Genomic DNA, 14,729 nt, shown 5'->3' with positions numbered 1-14,729 from the left:
GCCTTCCCGATGGCGTCAGTTGTGGTTGGCGTGATTGGTGCCACCGGGCACACGGCCGGTGACCGGGTCCCACAGGTCGACGAGTTCTTCCTCCGGGTCGGGTGCTTCGCGATCGCTTCCGGGGTCCAGGAGGTCCTGGATGTCGTGGACGATCCGTGGCAGGAGTCGGAACAGTCGCAGGCCGTCGCGGAACGAACGGCGCGCCTGAGCTTCGGGGTGGGAAGAGCTGTGCAGGGAGAACGCGAGCGGAATGGTGAGTTCGGCTTTATAGAGGTCGGCGATGTCGTAGACCAGGGCCTGTTGATTGCCCTGGTGAACGAAGCCAAGGGCCGGTGACATGCCCAACGAGTGGATCGCGGCGTGGACGATGCCGTAGAGGCAGGTGTTGGCGGAGGACAGCGCAAGGTTGACGGGGTCCTGCTCCTCCCACCGTGAGGGGTCGTAGTTCCGCCGGAAACGGCCGATCTTGTGCTGCTGGGCGAGGATCTTGTATTGGGCTTTGACGCGTTGCCCTTCCATTCCTCGCAGTTGGTGGAGCGAGGTGCCGGGCGGGACAGTTCCCGGCCCGAACCGCTTCTCGTACATGGCGGTCGCGGTGCGCAGTCGCTGCCCGCCCTCTGCCCACGCGCGAGCCTGCCGTTCGAGCCACTTCGTGGTCAGCGAGGCCGGTTGCGCGGCGGCGTAGCAGCGCACTCCGCCGGCGCCGGTGGCCAGGACGGTGGTGCCGTGGCGAGCCAAGGTGGTGAGGGCCGGCGCGGTGATGGAAGTGCCCGGGCCCAGGAGCACGCAGGAGAGCGCCGCGGTAGGCAGGTACACGGTCTGACGGCCGTAGTGCTCACTGCTGACCTCGGCGAGGACTCCCGTGTCGTCCTGCAGCACTCGCACGATGTCGAGGTAGAGGAACGAGAGCGAGTCGGCCACTCGCGGCAGCATCGCGACGGTTGGTGCGGCAAGCTTGCGGCGCGCCTGGGCAGGTGTAGTGCTCATGTGTCGGCCTGCTCGCGTGCAGGGGCGAGGGTCAATAGGCCACAACCGTAGGCTTTGCCGCGTCCGATGCCGGCAGTGAGTTTCTGGCGCAGCAGGTCAGGGTCGACAACGACAGCGGTGCCGTCGAAGCGGGTCCGGGCGTGGCAGATACGTTGCCGTTCAGGCTTCATGCCTCTGACACCGATTGCAGTGTCCACCGGCAGGGCGTGGAGCGAGAGCAGCTTCAGCCCGGCTGCTTCTGCCTGGCGTTGCCACCACTCGTCGGCCTGGGCCCCCTGAAGAGCGACGACTCCGGGAAGCCGCTGCGCCGCCCTCGTGGTGGCACCGGGCTTCCGTACCGCGCTGGCAATGCACCGGTAACGGGTCGTCACCCCGCTGCGCAGCAGGCCGAGCAGCGGGTCCAGACGCCGGGTGGCCGCCGGCCCGTACCCCCCGGGCAAGTGGGCCAACTCCGGTGGCACAGCGGACTGGAGCAAGACAGCGGGCCCGGAAGGTGCGACATCGATGCGGTGGAGCAGGCCAAGGGCCCGCCGGGGCTCACCGCCGAGCTGGTCGGGAAAGAGCCGCATGAGCCGACGGTGCATGGCGACTGCGTCGCCCAGGTCGCGGCGTACTTCGCGCGATCGCACATCCGGGGTGATGCGCGTCAGCCACAGTGCGGTCATGAAAGGGCCCCCTGGGATGCGTTGCGGGAACGGTATGCGGTCAGGCTGTGGAGGTAGGCGATGCCGTAGCCAGCCCACTGGGGGCGCGGCGGAGTGTAGGTGCGGCGGTAGACCGACCGTGAGCGGTAGGTGCGGCTGCTGGGGCTGAACGAGACGGGCTGATCGGAGAGTTGCCCGGTCACTTGGGCGGAGAGTGCAGCGTCCGAGGGGGCCAGGTCGGCAGAGAGGGGAAGCTGGTCGAGGGGCTCGTCGCTGATGAGTTCCACGTGCCCGTCGCCGGACTCTGGTGGAGGCGGCGCGGCAAGTGGCAAATGGATCAGGTGCTTCAGCGGGTCCGGGTAGAGCCCGATCAGTACCGGATCGGTGGGTGGGCAGGAACGGCGCCCCAGATATAGCGGCCAACGGGGTGCAGAGAGCGCCCGCGCACATTCGGCGAGAAGGTCGGCCGGGGTGCTCGCGGCGGGAGTGAGCGCTGCAGTGAAGGCGGCATCGGCGAGGTAGTAGCGATCGGACACAAGCGTCCCCGTCCCGTGCTTGAGGCGGGGCTTACCCCCGGCGTTGACGACCGTCTCCTTCATCGGCAGCCCGCCGCCCACGGTGTGGAAGTCACGCAGCAGTACCCCAGCACGGTCCGTGCGCACCGTCAGCCGGAGCGTGGCCAGATCGTCGAGGGATTCGTGGCGCCCTCGACCGAGTGCGGCTGCCAGCAGGCCGACAATGCCCGAACGGGTGGGGTGAGGAGCGGTGTCCCGTCGATTGAAGTGGCTGTGCGCGCCCCAGGACTGCAGTGGGCCCGCCAAATGAAGGAGGAGGCCGAGAGCGGACGCCAAAGTGCTGGCGCCCACGGGGGTGGAGTCGCTCACGCTGCAGCCTGCTTCCCGAAGGCGCAACGGGCGGCGCTGGTGATCAGCCCGTCGAGGGAGCGGTTCCGTTCCCCGAAGCCGGCGAGGTCCTTGGTGCCGAGTCCGGTCCAGCCTGACGAGAGGATGCCGTCGGATCCCATGAACTCATTGACGGCTTCGGCGTATTTGGCCAGAGCGTCACGTGAGGCTGCGGCGTATCCCCCTTCGTTTGCTGCGCGTACCGGCTTCTCGAATGCGGCGGCCAGGGAAAGCGGACGGTCGGCGCGGACGGTGATGTGGACCAGGTCCGGCGGGGTGTGCGGGGCGGTGCTGTTCTTCTTCGCCTCCGGCATGGTCTTGACGAACGAGTGGAGGAAAGTCTCAGCCAACTGGCTGACAGCTGCCACGTCGCCCTTCAGGTTGTGGGCGAGTTGGGCCAGGTCGATGGTGGCGTAGCGGTAGAAGGTGCCGGTACTGAATTCGGCGTGGCCCATGTGACCGCTGCCTGTGGAGTCCTGCCACAGCGCAGTGACGTCGTCGACCGCTGAGAAGTAGTCGATCTCCACGTCTGTTGCATGGGTGGTCATCGCGTGAGCGACCTGTACGGCGCCGTCGACGGCGGCCCCATCGACCTCGGTCAGCATTCGACCGAAGGTGTTGATGACGCCGTTGGTCGATCGCAGGATGCCCTGAATCTTCTCGGCGGGGCTCCCGTTCTGCTTCTTCTTCGGTGCAAGCACACCAGTGTCTGCGGATGTGGTGATGTCTTGGGCCGACTCAATGCGCTCACGGAACTCTTCCGCGACGTCAGCCAGTGCCGAGACCGTTGTGTCCGGGGCATAGACCATTGAGTTGTGGAAGACGATGTTCGGCACGACCTTCGTCGTCTTACTCCCCTTGTCGTCCTCGATCACCTCTTTCCCCAGTTCGAAAGTGATGCCAGCGGCAGCAGCCAAATGTGCTCCTGCCCGGGCCGCGTGGTCGTTGCTCCAGCCGCGCTCGTCAGTAAGAAGTCGAGCCACCCGTTCGCCGATACGGCGGGTGCGCAACGCGGTCTGCCCGATGCGGTGCTCGAAGTCCAGACGCACGGGACGCTTCCAGCACTGGCTGGAGATGCGTGTCCTCAGGACGCCGCCAAACTGGACCGTCTTGACGGAGTTGGTGTCGTCACGGTTGAGGTTCGCGAACGGCACGGTGTGCAGGGCGCTCACACAGATAAAGCGGGCAGAGTTGGTGGCAGACATGTGTTCTCCAGGTCGTTGGCTTGCCGGGGTTATGCGGAGCCACGGGGCGTTTGGCCGCAAGGCCGTGAAGCCCCAAGGCGTACTCGTCCTCGGGTAGGTGGTTGTCGGTCAGGTGGAGACCGCGCCCTGAGGCGCTTTCGGGGGGTGTCCGAAGCTTTCGAGGTCTGCTTCCTCGACCTTTGCCCTGTCTTCTTCGTTCAGCGCTCGGTAGAAGTCCTGAAGCCAGCGCCGGGTGATGCGCCCGGAGTATTGGGGCCAGTCGATGAGGTCTTGCAGCAGGCGTCCGTAGTCGACCGGAATCTCAAGGGACCGCAAATGACGCACCTGGTGGGGGAGATGACGGTGCAGGGCGTTGATCTGGTGCTTACACAAGGCGTTCAGGTAGCTTTCCGCTGACCCCCGACGCATGCTGCGTCGCATGCCCGGAACTTCTGCGACGGCGGCGGCGAATGTGGCGCCGAGGCTGGTGCCGTAGTCTTCCTGCCGCGCGGCAGCGGGGGGTTCCTCTGCAGCGGGCAGGGGGGCATCGCCGCTGCTCTCGTCAGGAAGAGTGGTGTCAGGGCCCGGCACCTGCTGTCGACGAGCTTGTTCAGCGATCATGGCCGCGACCGCGTAGTACGCGCGCTCAGTACTGGCGCTGGCAGTGGGGACCAGATGAGCGATGACCACATGCATAGATGGCACAGAGTCCAGGTCCTTGCCTACACCCTTCTCCAGTGCTTTACGGGCCCCGGGGTCGGTAGAGCAGCGGTGCTCGACGAAGTCGGTGAATCGGTCGTAGCGAGCGAGCCGTGCGGTGCGAGGACGGCGGGGGCGGGGCATAGCTGACCGCAGAGCAGAGGCGTCGGAGGTCAAGAGGGGTCTCCTTCTTCGTGTAGAGGTGAGCGGCCTATGCGGGCGTTCCGAACAGGTGGGGGCGGGCTGCCTCCACCGCTTGTGCACCGCGCTGCGTGCCGGCGACCCGACGGGTCGCCTCCTCAAACGCAGTGAGAGCCAGGCGTAGGAAGGCGGAGCGCGTGGCCGACAGATCCAAGCCGCCGCCAGCGGTGGGGTCCGAGGAACCCAGCCGGTCGAAGCGAGCCCAAAACTCCTGCTCCGCGGCGGGCCAGTAGAGAGCGGCGCCTTCTTCGGCCCACGCGTCCGCGATGTCCTTGTCGTTGCCTTCCTTAGGCGCGGCTGCGTTGTTCTTGCCAGCGTCGGCATAGTTGCGCCACGCACGTCGCAGGGCCATGTCGAGGCGCCGACCGAACGCCTCGCCCACGGTGCGAAGTTGACCGACAGCGGGGCTGCTGGCGGCATTCCGGCGTTCCAGGTGGCCCAGGACGGGCGGGGTGGAAGCGTCGACGAACTGGTAGTCCATAACCTTGTCGCGTTCCTGCTCGAACCCGAGTGCCCTGACTCCGAGGTCTGGCGAAACTTCATGCGCCCATTCGAAGACCGCCGGGCGGCGCGGGCTGGCTTGGCCGGGTGGATCGATGAGCAGCAGCGCGTCAAGGTCTCGCCACAGAGCCCGTGAGGAGTCCGCATGCCGCGCGTAGCGGTTCTCTTTCGCGCTGACCTGCCAGATCAGATAGTCGTCGTCGATGACGGTGGAGCGTTTAGTGCGGTAGCTCCACGTGATGTAGGCGTCCGCAACGACGTCGCCGTCGGGCACCAAGAGCAGAGCGTGAACGCCTTGTCCGGTGAGTTGCGAGCAGGGCCCGGTGGTGGGCGGTGGAGCACCCTCGGGGTTGGTGAGCGACTCCTGCTCCCACGGGCAGGGGTCGCTGTCACGGCGTACATGCTGCTTCGGCGGGACAAGCCCTGCGAGGAGCGTTTCGAAGAGCGTGTTGCCCACTGGATGGTATGAGAGAAAGCCACGCAGTGGCCCGGTTCTTGCTTGGGAGGACTTGGTGCCGTTGACGGTGCGAGCGCTGCACTTTCCCGACGGCCCGTAGAAACTCCAGGCCAAAAGCGCCATTACGGCGTCGGAGAGGCTGACGGGTTCGGCGCGCGAGTCTTGGGTGTGTGTGAACCAGCTGTGATTGTTCCCGGCAGATCGAGTCACCATCAGCTTGTTCACCCCCGCTGTCTTGTCACATTCGTGGCTCAGCCGGGGATCCTGCATCCATGGCCTGCCGCCGGGGTCGAACAGGAAGAATCTGTCGTGGCGTTGAACGCAGTAGCCGTCGATACCGCTCACAGGAAGACGTCCGGCCGCCAAGAGATCATCGCGGCGTTGAAGCCAATCGTCAGGGCCCTCGACGGCCTCATCGAGTCCGGTCACTCGGGCAGTGAGCGCGTAGAGCGCTCGCAGTAGTGCGGAGTGGGCGGGCGGTAGGGACACAGTCAGCGTCTCGATTTCGTGTGCGTGCTCCAGCAGCGCACGCAGACCGACCTCGCCGTGTGGCCCTGCATCCGAGGTAGGTGTGATGCCCGGCTTCCAGCGCACAGGAAAGAGAGGTTCGTCGAGCAGATTGACGGCCGGCATGGGCTTCTCCAGGACCAATGAGTGCGAAGCGAGATAGGAACTGAGCCAAGCGCGCAACTGGCGCGCGGCCTCCGCGCCGCCATGGGCTGCTCACCTTCTACGCCCAACTCCGCGTGCGGGTAAGGCAGTTGAAACGTAGCGGACCACGATGGCGTATGTGCGTGTTTCCACCGATTCGTCAGAGTTCTTCGATTCCGACTTCGGAGAGAGCAATTACGCGGTCGCCCAAGCGGCAACGCCACGCGCCTCCCTCGCGTTGCATCACCAGCACCCGCACCGGCCCCAGGAGAGGGTGACGTCGCCAAGTCGAAGGCTGCTCGGTTACTCCTTCGCGCAGCCAGCGCCCGGGCACCGGCACCACGTGGGCCATCACCTCGACGGCGTCTTGCCGCGTCACACCTCCACTCGTAGGCAGGGCAATGAACCCGGACTCGTCGAGAGTCCGGGTTCCGTCGGCATGCGCATACACGCAGACCACCCGGCCCGTGTCCGCGCCCAGACGCGTCGTGAGCAGTTCCTCGCTCACACCCTCGACTGTTCGGCTGATCAAATGGAGGTTGCCCTGGACGTCTCCCGGCCCGTCGATGGTGACCATCTGCGCCAGGCCCGCCTCGGCCGCCTCGGCCGCGACACGTTCACCGTCCAGGTCGCGCAACTCACGCCCGACTGCGGCGTCGAGGTCCTCAACGAATTCCGGCGCGTAGACGGCGTCAACGAGCTTCTGCACCTCGCCCGGGACCGCGATCCCGCGACCGTCGCGTTCCTGCAGCAGCAGAGACGTGCGCAACAGGAGGCTGGCGTCGTACACGCTCCCCCACGAATTCGGGCGCAGTCTGCGCTCGGGCGCTGTGAACGGGTCCAGCACGACTAGGCGCGGAGCCTCCTCGTCGGCTGCCCATGCCGGTCTGCCCGCCTGGCCGCGGCGGTGCCTCCGGCACCGGCCGGCGCGCTGCAGCAGCTGCGCCAATGGGGCCAGGTCGCTGATCACCAGGTCGAAGTCGAGGTCGAGGGACTGTTCCACCACCTGCGTCGCCACCAGTACCGACCCCGAGCGCACTTCATGCTCGCCTTCCGGTGACGGTTTGCCGTAGTCGAACTCGCATTGCGCGGTGATCTCCTGGCGCAGTCGAGCGGGATAGCGGGAGTGCAGCAGCCTCAAGCCGCCCGCGCGTCGGGCAAGTTCGGGGTAGGAGGCACGGATGTCTCGGAAGGTGGCCTGGGCCTCGGCGACGGTCGTGCAGCACACCAGAGCAGTGCCGCCGGCATCGACGACTCGACGAACCTCTGCACGGACGGCGGCGCGACGCCCGTCGGGCTGCGCCAGGCTGCCCGGTTCGCTGCCTCGCATGTCCCAGGCCACTGGCCGTACGTCGACTTCGAGAGTGCGCGGCCTCTGCGTCGCGGTGCATCGCGGTGTCGACACCTGGCCGGTGCCGACACCCGCGTACAGCCAACCCGGGTAACTCGGCTCCAGGGGCACTGGATCGGCAAACCCCGCGCCTCGCCGGTAGGCGTTCACCAGCGAAGCGGCTGTCGCGCCCGTGAGCGTCGCCGACAGCAGCACTACTGGCGCCCTCATCGCGCCCAACCATTCCAGCAGGACCATCAGCATCTTGTGCATCCACGGCCCGTAGGCGTGGGCTTCGTCGACCACGAACACCTTCTCGTGCATGCCGAACAGCCGCAGCATGTTGTAGCGCAGCGGCAGCACCCCGGCCAGGACCTGGTCCACCGTGCCCACCGACAACGGCGCCAGCAGCCCCCGCAGGTTCCCGTACACCCAGTCCGCGGCGGCGACCGAGGTGGCAGCGTCCAGCGACAACCTTGCGGGGGCGTCGGGCGACGGCGCGTAGGCCGGGTTGAGCCACGCCATCGAGTGCAGCAGCGTCAGAGCCCGTTGCCCGCTCATCGCCACCTCGGCGAACGCTCGCACGCGGGTGTACATGGCATCTGCCGTCGCCATCGTCGGCAACGCCACGAACAACCCCCGCGCGCCCGCGGCACGAGCCAACACCGACGAGGCGAACAGCGCTGCTTCGGTCTTGCCGTCACCGGTGGGCGCTGTCACCAGCAGGACCCCCGGGCCGTGCACCTCCACCAGCGGGGGCAAATGTTCAGCAACGTCAGACTGGAGGGGATTTGGCGAGAAGGGAAAGACGTCCTCGAAACAAGTGGCGTCAAACTCGGCCCGGCCCAAACGAGCTTGGGCAACCAAAGAAGGGGCCGCAGCCCGGGACCGGGCGAAGTGTGCGTCCACTTCTGCCCGGGTAGCGCGCCAACTCCCCGCGCGGCGCACCGACTCGATGGCGGAAGTATCGCTTGCCAGCCAATCAGCGCAGACGATCAGTCCTGTAAGCACCACCGCCAGATCAGCCGACAGGGGGCCCGAGGGAACCGCCGTAGCGCACGTGACCCGCTGCAGCTCCCGCAGATGACAACGCCGTTGGATCTGCCACCCATCAGTACCTAAGCCGGGCTGATAGGCATCCGGCGCCCGCATCTCAGCCACAGTCAGCTTCCGCCCGTAGAGGCCGTGGTGCCCACCGAGTAACTGCCCGACCCACTGCGCCAGAGCAGCGCCACTGCCGCCACATCGCGCAGCGGTACGCCGATTCGAGTAGCCGATCTCCTCCAGGAGCGCGATCAACGACCAGTGCGTCGCCATCTCATGCCGCATGGCGGCGTCGGACGCCTGGGCACACCCCGGCACATCTCGCGCCGCTCTGAAGAGCGCTGGAACCTGCGATTGGAAGGCCGGCGAAAGCTTCCCCAGGTCGTGAAGCCCCGCCCAGAACGACAACACCGATCTGCACTGCGCCACCGGCAGCCCCAACTGCTCGCCGAATCGCGCCCGCACCCGCGGCTCCAGCAACTCATCCCACAACACGCCGAACACTGCTGCCACATCAAGCAAGTGGCACATCAGCGCATACGGCGCGGTAAGCCCGTGCTCCTTGCCCCAAAATCGACCATCCGGCACCGCCGTCGAACACGAACCACGCTCACCTTCAGTCATGGCGCAGTTCCTATCAGCCAGCACTGACATTGATGCTGATACTCGGGTTCCGGCGGTCGTGACTCGGGCACTGACTGACGCCCTGCTGGGCTGTCCTCGCGCTGGTCTGTCCGGCCGCCGGAACTCGTTCTCATGGCTCCGGCCGGGCGGAACATGACCTGATAGGAGCTTGGTCAGAAGCCCCTTCAATGTCCTGTCTGCGCCACCCGGCCGGCGCCTACCTTCGGCTGGGAAGGCAGTATCAGCATGGCATCAGAGGTCGCGGCGGACACCATGGACCGGGACGTGTTCGGCGGGGTTGACTCCCACGCCGACACCGTCCACGTCGCGGTCATCAGCGACAACGGCGGCCATCTCGCGGACGCGGAGTTCGCCACCACCACCGCTGGATACGCAGCGGCCCTGGCCTTCCTGACCGCCCACGGAGGTGTGGTCGCGATCGGAGTGGAAGGCACCTCGTCCTACGGGGCCGGCTTCACCCGCACCGCCCGCTCCCGCGGGCACCAGGTCGTCGAGGTCAACCGCCCTGACAGGGCCGAACGCCGCCGCACTGGCAAGTCCGACCCGATCGACGCCTACGCCGCCGCTCGCGCCGCCCTGTCCGGCAGAGCCTCCAGCTCACCCAAGGACGAGACGGTCGCCGGGATACGCGCCCTGCACAACGCCGCCCGCTCCGCCGTCAAGGCCCGCACCGCCGCACTCAACCAGATCGGCAACGTCCTCATCACCGCCCCGGACGCCATCCGCGCGAAATACGGGCAGCTCAAGAGCACCGACCGCACCGAGGCCCTGGCCCGGCTGCGGCCGACCGGCGACGCCCTACACGTCGCCGTCCTGACCGCACTGAAAAGCCTCGCCCGCCGCGTCAAGGAACTCACCGCCGAGCACGAGACGCTGACGCGGGCCCTGGACGCAGAGGTCACCACCCACAACCCGGGTTTGCGGGCCGCCTACGGTGTCGGCCCCGACACCGCCGCACAACTGCTGATCACCGCAGGCGGCAACCCCGAACGGATGCGGACCGAGGCGTCCTTCGCAGCACTCTGCGGAGCCGCGCCGGTCCCTGCCTCCAGCGGCAGAACCAACCGGCACCGCCTCTCCCGAGGCGGTGACCGAACAGCCAACGCAGCCCTCTACCGCGTCGCCCTGGTCCGCATGTCCAGCGACGCCCGGACCCGGGCCTACGTCGCACGACAGACCGCTGCCGGACGGACCAAGAAGGAAATCATCCGGATGCTGAAACGGGCCATCGCCCGGGAGATGTTCCGCTGCCTCACCACCACGGTCACCATCCCGGGCACAGCCGATCTGCGTCCCTTGCGGCAGGCCAAGAACATCACTCTCACCGCTGTCGCCCAGCACTTCGGAGTCTGGCCCACCACCATCTCCAGAATCGAACGAGGACTCAGCAGAGACGACGACCTCACCTACGCCTACCGCAACTGGCTCCAAGCCGCTTGACAGCAATAGGAGCATCAGTGCCGCCTGACCAGCCCATACGCTCCTCCACTCCCGACCGGCCAGTTAGAGTGCATCGCATGCGACTTGCCTATCCACACGGCCCAGCCGCTCTCGGCTACGAAACGGCAAAGCGCCTCTGACGCTGCAGTTCAGGAAGGGTGCTCTCCGCGCGAGCGGAGGTGAACCGTTCGAGGTCCGCTTGATGGGGGCGACGCAGATGTGCTCTCCGCGCGAGCGGAGGTGAACCGCCGTGCTGGGGGTGTCCTCGCCGGGCGCCCAGGTGCTCTCCGCGCGAGCGGAGGTGAACCGCCGCAGCACTGGCCCGACCCCGTCAGGGTGGAGTGCTCTCCGCGCGAGCGGAGGTGAACCGCGCTCGCGGTGCCGGATGGGGATGCGCGCGCCGTGCTCTCCGCGCGAGCGGAGGTGAACCGACGTCTTCGCCGCCAGCACCACCACACCGAGCGTGCTCTCCGCGCGAGCGGAGGTGAACCGCGACGTGGTCGCAGATCAACCTGGACGCTTTCGTGCTCTCCGCGCGAGCGGAGGTGAACCGGCCGATTCGATCCGCGCGCTGATCGGGGCCCGGTGCTCTCCGCGCGAGCGGAGGTGAACCGAGCTACCCCGAGATGATCCGGCGCGATCAGGAGTGCTCTCCGCGCGAGCGGAGGTGAACCGTCGTTGACCGACCGGGGCGGCGCCTCGATGCCGTGCTCTCCGCGCGAGCGGAGGTGAACCGTGGTCGTGGATCGACAGCTTCAGGTCGCGGTTGTGCTCTCCGCGCGAGCGGAGGTGAACCGCCGCGGAACTGCGGCTCGATCTTGAGCCCGGAGTGCTCTCCGCGCGAGCGGAGGTGAACCGCCACCGCCACCGGGCTTTCACCGGTCATCACGGTGCTCTCCGCGCGAGCGGAGGTGAACCGCGCCGCACCTACGCGGCGCTCTGCGACGTGTAGTGCTCTCCGCGCGAGCGGAGGTGAACCGCCCCAGATGCCGAGGGCTCTGCGCAGCTCGGCGTGCTCTCCGCGCGAGCGGAGGTGAACCGTACGGCCGGACCTTCGGGTGGCTGAAGCAGCAGTGCTCTCCGCGCGAGCGGAGGTGAACCGTCGACGGCCCGGTTGGGGCGGCAGTTCCCGGAGTGCTCTCCGCGCGAGCGGAGGTGAACCGGCCGGATATCCAGAGATCGCGGCTCACTATCGGTGCTCTCCGCGCGGGCGGAGGTGAACCGCCGGGCTCGGACGTCGTCGACACCAGCCTCCAGTGCTCTCCGTGCGAGCGGAGGTGAGCCGCACTGGCGTACACGATGTGGCGCGCGCAGTGATGACCTCGGGATTTTCTGCAGCTGCCCGGGCAAGGCGGTCAGCGCAGTGATCGTGGGCTGAGCACTGTGCTCGGTTGCATCGGAAATCTGAGCAGAGCGCCCACTGCACGGAACACCGTGCACTCCATAGCGTTCCCCTAGATCCCTACCAGCACGTTCATGGGTTCGAGTGAAAACACCGCGTCAGCAACAGAAGCAAGCTCCGCGGTCCCTAGCGTCAGCACGGTGAACACCGACACGCTCACCACCCCCGAGGCCAACGCCGAACAGCTCCGCAACGCCCTGGTCGACCAGATCAAGGCCGCCGGCCACGCCCGCACCACGCCGGTCGAAGTGGCCCTACGTACCGTGCCCCGGCACCTGTTCGTCCCCGATACTCCGCTGGTCGACGCCTACGACAACAGCCCGGTCAACGTGAAGTACGACCCCGAGGGCACCTCGATTTCCTGCGCATCCCAGCCGGCCGTCGTTGCCCTCATGCTGGACCAGCTCGAAGCCCGCCCAGGTGAGCGCATCCTCGAACTTGGGGCTGGCACCGGCTACAACGCCGCTCTGATCGGCCACATCGTCGGCCCAAGCGGACACGTGACCACCATCGATGTCGATGACGACCTGGTCGAAGGCGCCCGAGCCCACCTCGCTGGCGTCGGCGCCACCAACGTCGAGGCCCTGACGCGCGACGGCGCTCTCGGCCACGCTGAAGGCGCCCCGTACGACCGGATTATCGCCACGGTCGGCGCGCACGGCATCCCCCACGCCTGACTCGACCAGCTCGCCGAAGGCGGCCGACTCGTCACCCCGCAGCGACTCACGGGCAGCGTCTCGCGCTCCATCATCTACGAGAAGCACGACGGCCGGTGGCAGTCGGTCAGCTCGAAGATGAACACCTTCATGCCGCTGCGCCGGGGCATCGCGGACGACAATCGCCGTGCCGTACCGCTCAGCACGGACGGCAGAGTGCGCCTCCAGGCCCCGGCCGGACTGGCGCTCGACGCCGGTGCCCTCGCCGGTGTTCTTGAACAGCCGCGCGTCGAGAAGTGGACCGGGGTGACAGTCCTCGCCGGGGAGTCCCCGGAGTGGATGGAGCTGTTCGTCTCCTGCGTCATGCCCTCCGGGCTGATCCGGATGCTCTTCCCCCAGACTGCCAGGGGCACGGTGCTCACAGAGGACCCCTACCCCTCGGCCACGGCGGCCGTGGAGAAGGGCACCATTACCTATCTCGCTCGGCGTCCCTCGGAGCAGAAGACCTCCGACGGCGACAAGCTCTGGGAGTTCGGTGTCATCGGCCATGGTCCCGGAGGCGATGAGCTGGCCGCCCGGGTCGCCGAAGCTGTCGGCACTTGGGATCGCGAGTACCGCGGCCGGGAAGCCACGTTCGAGATCCTGCCGCTCGACGCACCCCCGTTCGAGCAGCCCGGTGCCTTCGTCCTCGACACCCCGCTGAACCGCGTCCGCGTCTCCTGGAGGTAACTGATCCGGCCGCGTGGTGCCTGCCGGTCGGCAGGCACCACGCGGCTCTGCTCGCTCCTTGCCGTCTTCGTCTGGGGGATCTAATGGACCCGAACGGACCCATAGCACAGCGCTTCCCTCTCATCTACCGATTCCGACCCGCCTGCCTACCGCTGTCTCGGCGTGTGCACGGCTTGGTCGAACTCGCCGAGGCTGCCGCCGCAAAGGAGGATCAGGGCCTGGCCTCCGCCGTCTACAACCAGGCCGCTCTCATCGCCTCCGACCTTGCGCTGCCCGACCTAGCGCGCAAGATGTGCCATCAGCACGCCACCACCTACCTGAACGCCACCCCCCCCTGCCCGGCATGACCGCGATCCGAGCCCTCGAACCCGTGGTGAATCTCGCCCGCCTCCAGATCCGCGCGGGGGCCGCCGACGACGGGCGTCACCGTCTACTACGCCTCTTCGACGCCGTCACCGCTGGCACCAGCGCTCAATTCGAGCAGGTTCACGTCCCGGCCGACCTCACCCTCACAGACACCGACCGCCACGAGGTCCGCACCTGGCTGTGGAAGGTCGTCTTGGCGGATGGCACCCGCACCCTGACCGCAGCCGGCCGCTGGGCGGAAGCCCTGGCCCACCTTGAGGAGCACCGGGGCGTCGGACATCGCATGCTGGACGGGCGCCAGGTCGCCGTCCTGGCCGCTCTCAGCCACTCCCCGTCCGCCGCCGCCGCGCTCGTCACGACGACCGCACCCGGAGACCGCTGGGAGAACTCCGTCACCGGCTGCCTTGAAGCGATGTGCAACAAGGCCCTTCTGGGCCCGGCCCTACCCATTCTCGACGCGCTGGTCGAGGACTACGTCGAGCACCAACCTGACCAGGGCATGACTGTCTTCGACACGCGCCTCGGACTGACGATCCTGGACCTGCTGGAACCACACCAGGAGGTAGCAGCACTCCGGATGGTTGCAGAGCTCCACCACCGGGCTGCCACGGCGACCGACGGCTACGCCGCTCGTGAGTGCCTGGCTGATCCCCGGTTCGTCGCACTCGCCGAGCTGCGCCAGGTCGAGGCGGCCCGACAGCTTGTCCGCGCATGTGCGCTGGGGGACGGCTGCCTCCCCGAGCCCCTGCTCGCACAGATGACGGAGGCTATGCGACTCAGCGACAAGGTGATTCGGGCGAGCGTCGGGCGCCCCCACCCCAGCACGGGGGCTGCTGCGCAGAGCTGAGGCGTAGAGGCTCTACCACCGCCAGCGGCGGCCCCTCGCGTCAA

At 67.5% G+C, this 14,729-nt stretch carries 8 protein-coding genes, 2 pseudogenes and 1 CRISPR repeat array; of the genes and pseudogenes, 3 read left to right on the top strand and 7 right to left on the bottom strand.

Annotated features, from left to right (window positions below; all coding sequences use genetic code 11):
• Positions 1-15: 15 nt before the first annotated feature.
• From cas1e to JGS22_RS15130, 7 genes are all read right to left on the bottom strand, one after another.
• Positions 16-987: a type I-E CRISPR-associated endonuclease Cas1e gene (gene cas1e, locus JGS22_RS15160; protein WP_236073156.1), complete on the bottom strand. Its 972-nt coding sequence runs from the start codon at positions 985-987 to the stop codon at positions 16-18.
• A complete protein-coding gene (gene cas6e / locus JGS22_RS15155; RefSeq protein ID WP_211042123.1) occupies positions 984-1,652 on the bottom strand; it encodes a type I-E CRISPR-associated protein Cas6/Cse3/CasE in 669 nt (222 codons plus the stop codon). Before cas6e ends, cas1e begins: the two co-directional genes overlap by 4 nt.
• Positions 1,649-2,515 (bottom strand): type I-E CRISPR-associated protein Cas5/CasD, encoded by an 867-nt coding sequence (gene cas5e / locus JGS22_RS15150; RefSeq protein WP_308405683.1) that lies wholly within the window; start codon positions 2,513-2,515, stop codon positions 1,649-1,651. Before cas5e ends, cas6e begins: the two co-directional genes overlap by 4 nt.
• Entirely contained in the window at positions 2,512-3,738 is a 1,227-nt protein-coding gene (gene cas7e, locus JGS22_RS15145; RefSeq protein WP_211042124.1) for a type I-E CRISPR-associated protein Cas7/Cse4/CasC, read from the bottom strand. Before cas7e ends, cas5e begins: the two co-directional genes overlap by 4 nt.
• Positions 3,739-3,846: 108 nt before the next feature.
• Complete coding sequence (gene casB, locus JGS22_RS15140) at positions 3,847-4,560, bottom strand: type I-E CRISPR-associated protein Cse2/CasB (RefSeq protein ID WP_236073968.1); 714 nt, start codon at positions 4,558-4,560, stop codon at positions 3,847-3,849.
• A gap of 67 nt (positions 4,561-4,627) precedes the next feature.
• Positions 4,628-6,208 carry a type I-E CRISPR-associated protein Cse1/CasA gene (gene casA, locus JGS22_RS15135; RefSeq protein WP_211042126.1) on the bottom strand — a complete coding sequence of 527 codons (1,581 nt, stop codon included), beginning with the start codon at positions 6,206-6,208 and terminating at the stop codon, positions 4,628-4,630.
• Positions 6,209-6,386: 178 nt separating this feature from the next.
• Positions 6,387-9,224, bottom strand: a complete 2,838-nt coding sequence (locus tag JGS22_RS15130) for a CRISPR-associated endonuclease Cas3'' (protein WP_211042127.1) — start codon at positions 9,222-9,224, stop codon at positions 6,387-6,389.
• A gap of 246 nt (positions 9,225-9,470) precedes the next feature.
• Between JGS22_RS15130 and JGS22_RS15125 the strand changes: the two genes are divergently transcribed.
• From JGS22_RS15125 to JGS22_RS15110, 3 genes and pseudogenes are all read left to right on the top strand, one after another.
• Positions 9,471-10,685, top strand: a complete 1,215-nt coding sequence (locus tag JGS22_RS15125; RefSeq protein WP_236073140.1) for an IS110 family RNA-guided transposase — start codon at positions 9,471-9,473, stop codon at positions 10,683-10,685.
• 158 nt (positions 10,686-10,843) lie between these two features.
• Positions 10,844-11,970: a CRISPR direct-repeat array (repeat unit 29 nt; unit sequence GTGCTCTCCGCGCGAGCGGAGGTGAACCG).
• A gap of 191 nt (positions 11,971-12,161) precedes the next feature.
• A pseudogene (gene fxlM, locus JGS22_RS15115) lies at positions 12,162-13,472 on the top strand (methyltransferase, FxLD system); the annotation flags it as partial.
• 83 nt (positions 13,473-13,555) lie between these two features.
• Positions 13,556-14,685, top strand: a pseudogene (locus tag JGS22_RS15110) (hypothetical protein).
• Positions 14,686-14,729: the final 44 nt, after the last annotated feature.

The sequence above is a fragment of the Streptomyces tardus genome (assembly GCF_018101125.2).
In the GTDB taxonomy this organism is placed as follows: Bacteria; Actinomycetota; Actinomycetes; order Streptomycetales; family Streptomycetaceae; genus Streptomyces; species Streptomyces tardus.
The sequence above is the reverse complement of the archived record's forward strand: the minus strand, read 5'-3'. Positions and strand labels throughout refer to the sequence as shown.

Coding starts and splice junctions, on each gene's coding strand:
- cas1e (WP_236073156.1), bottom strand. CDS start 987: ATGAGCACTACACCTGCCCAGGCGCGCCGCAAGCTTGCCGCACCAACC.
- cas6e (WP_211042123.1), bottom strand. CDS start 1,652: ATGACCGCACTGTGGCTGACGCGCATCACCCCGGATGTGCGATCGCGC.
- cas7e (WP_211042124.1), bottom strand. CDS start 3,738: ATGTCTGCCACCAACTCTGCCCGCTTTATCTGTGTGAGCGCCCTGCAC.
- casB (WP_236073968.1), bottom strand. CDS start 4,560: ATGCCCCGCCCCCGCCGTCCTCGCACCGCACGGCTCGCTCGCTACGAC.
- casA (WP_211042126.1), bottom strand. CDS start 6,208: ATGCCGGCCGTCAATCTGCTCGACGAACCTCTCTTTCCTGTGCGCTGG.
- JGS22_RS15130 (WP_211042127.1), bottom strand. CDS start 9,224: ATGACTGAAGGTGAGCGTGGTTCGTGTTCGACGGCGGTGCCGGATGGT.
- JGS22_RS15125 (WP_236073140.1), top strand. CDS start 9,471: ATGGCATCAGAGGTCGCGGCGGACACCATGGACCGGGACGTGTTCGGC.